The following is a 2,362-nucleotide window of genomic DNA, read 5'->3' on the forward strand; positions in this document are numbered from 1 at the left end:
AGTAATAGATCAAAATGTTCACCAGAGAATGGATCACGCCCCGCAAGTTTCTGGACTAGAACCCAACCCGCCGGTGCACCTAACGATAAAGCCAGGCCGTACAAAGCCCTCAGAACCGGTAAGGATACAAAACGGGTGAGCCGGTTTGAGATTTTAGCGTTAGAACTACGTATCATCGTCATTGGATTTGCTCTCCTGGCGGAGCAGGCTCTGCTCCCTTACTTTGAAGGTAGCATGAACTCATGAATTGAAGTCTGACTCTGATCAAGAACCTATTCATCAAATAGTCTTTTCAAGATGCTTGTAAGTTGCTGTAATTAATTTGCCTTATTCCCGCTAGGCTCCTAGGATTAAAGTATAGAATGAATTTTTGAAAGGTCACCAAAGTACTAACATACTTGTCAAAGAACTCATGAATGACTGCCCACCAACCGTGGACGCGAATTGCTGTATTAAGGAGGCGGTTCCGCTCATGTCAAAGCAAGGTAGCTCCTGCCTGATTATTGTCGAGAACGACAAACCTATCGGAATCGTCACAGAGCGTGACATCACCAAACTGTTTTGCACGCTATTGAAAGACGCTCACTACCCAGAACATTCTATTTGTGAAATCATGACTTCTACGCCTGTTTGTGTTCAGGAAGATAGTCTATTTAAAGACGCCTTGATGCTGTCACGTAGTCGAAAACTCCGTCATCTCCCTGTTATTAACAATGCCGGACACTTAGTTGGTGTTGTGACCCAATCTAACCTAGTCGATGTATATGTTCGCTTGATCGACAGGCATGCAGAACTGGAAACTAATGTCGAAGAGCTAAAACTATTGTCACTTGAAGATGCCTTGCTAGGTATCGGCAACCGACGCGCTATGGAGGTTGATCTCACACATACTGAACAGCACGCTCTACGAACCCAGAATAGTTATAGTCTAGCTTTAGTGGATATCGACTTTTTCAAGAAGTATAACGATTACTATGGGCATCAATCAGGAGATGATGCGCTCAGACAAGTTGCTCAAACTGTTAAATCAACGCTGCGCACCTCAGACAGAGTATTTCGCTATGGCGGCGAAGAGCTATTAATTCTGATGCCCGGAAGTATTGGCCAACAAGCCAGAATATGTGCCGAGCGAGTCAGGGCAGCTATCGAGGCATTACAAATCCCTCACATTGAATCAGACAAAGGCGTGCTAACCGTCAGTATTGGTGTCGTGGAATCCAGAGTGGAAGCCTGGCAAGATCTGGTAAAACAGGCTGACAAAGCCCTTTACCAGGCAAAAAGTCAAGGAAGAAATCAGGTTACTGTAGCTGATCAGCTATAAAAGATCGGCCTTAGGTCTTATAGAACCTTATCAAGCGGTATTTTGAGTCTCATGGCCACCTGACTGACCTCCGATACAAATACGATTCCGGCCACTTTCTTTTGCCTGGTACAAAGCACTATCAGCAAACCCCACCAATGATTCACCTTTCTGCCACTCTGGTGGTGCCATGCTTGCCAAGCCAAAACTTGCAGTCATCGGTATTGTTTTGCCTTGATAAGTCATATTTGCGTCTTCAATTGCCCTTCGAAGTTTCTCGGTTTGCAATAGGGCCTCCTCTTGAGTCTGACCGTAGAGAATCGCAATGAATTCTTCACCACCATAACGAGCCACTATATCTGTTTGTCGCTGATACTGTTTCTTCATTAAGCGAGCAATCAGTTTTAAACACTCATCACCCGCCTGGTGGCCATAGGTATCATTTACCTTTTTAAAATGATCGATATCCATCATAACCAAGGTAAGCGGCGTCATGTTTCGGCGACTATTAGCCAAGGATATATCCATTGCTTGATCAAAGAATGGCCGGTTATAAAGTTGAGTCAAACCATCAATCTGGCTCATTAGTTCCAAGCGTTCTTCACGCTCCTTAATGCTTAGACGCATATGCTCCATGGCCCGAGCAACTGTCAGTAATTCATCATGCGTTCCAATCTCAATCGCTTGATCATAATTTCCCATAGCTACACGATCTGCAGCGCCAGTTAATTCACCTATAGCAGAGCTAACAGACTTATATAAACCGACTGACAAGTAGAGCAAAACCAAGGAGAAGAAAGCGACGCTGATATAGAACAAGGATAAGCGCTCAATGCTCTGCTGGTAATTTTTCGCCAATACACGGTCAGTCACCGATAAAACAAGCTGATTATGCGCGTATACTAATTGATACAAGTCGCTTAACTTCGCGTAGAACTCTTGCGGGTCACCTTTAGGAGAGAAGGACTCTATCAAATACTGTGAAAGCAGGTCTTTAGTCTGAACTAAAGCTGATTTAACACCTAATAAGTCTACGGAAGGGTTATCTCTAAATATACCGGC

General features: G+C 44.2%; 3 protein-coding genes. 1 reads left to right on the plus strand and 2 read right to left on the minus strand.

Annotated elements, in window-relative coordinates:
• Positions 1–182, minus strand: a 182-nt coding sequence (locus A3761_RS28605; RefSeq protein ID WP_231881239.1) for a hypothetical protein, incomplete at its 3' end; no start/stop codon positions are given.
• Between the two features lie 230 nt (positions 183–412).
• Here A3761_RS28605 and A3761_RS16140 point away from each other — a divergent pair.
• Positions 413–1,321: a GGDEF domain-containing protein gene (locus tag A3761_RS16140; protein ID WP_082865007.1), complete on the plus strand. Its 909-nt coding sequence runs from the start codon at positions 413–415 to the stop codon at positions 1,319–1,321.
• Positions 1,322–1,351: 30 nt separating this feature from the next.
• On the opposite strand, the gene A3761_RS16145 is transcribed toward A3761_RS16140, so the two are convergent.
• Positions 1,352–2,362, minus strand: a 1,011-nt coding sequence (locus A3761_RS16145; RefSeq protein WP_068750498.1) for a diguanylate cyclase, incomplete at its 5' end; no start/stop codon positions are given.

Source organism: Oleiphilus sp. HI0123 (assembly GCF_001635315.1).